Source organism: Kosakonia sp. S42, assembly GCF_016624785.1.
GTDB lineage: Bacteria > Pseudomonadota > Gammaproteobacteria > Enterobacterales > Enterobacteriaceae > Kosakonia > Kosakonia cowanii.
Genome location: NZ_JACVTW010000120.1, coordinates 1 through 239 on the forward strand (window position 1 = coordinate 1; position 239 = coordinate 239).

The 239-nt window shown below is 50.6% G+C and carries 1 pseudogene; it reads left to right on the forward strand.

Annotated elements, in window-relative coordinates:
• Positions 1-239: pseudogene (locus IAE50_RS25825) on the forward strand (IS110 family transposase); the annotation flags it as partial.

Below are 239 nucleotides of genomic sequence, written 5' to 3' on the forward strand. Positions count from 1 at the left end.
GATCACCGTTCTGGAAGTGACTGCTCCGGATAAGATGGAGCGTCGCAGGCGCGGTAAAAGTGACACAATTGATGCTGAAAGTGCCGCCCACGCAGCTTTCTCACTTATACGCACTGTCACACCTAAAACACGAAGCGGGATGATTGAAGCTCTTCGCGTTTTGAAAGTTTGCCCAAAAACGGCCGTTGCGGCGCGTCGTATTGCGTTGCAAATGATCCAGATGAATATCGTTTCTGCAC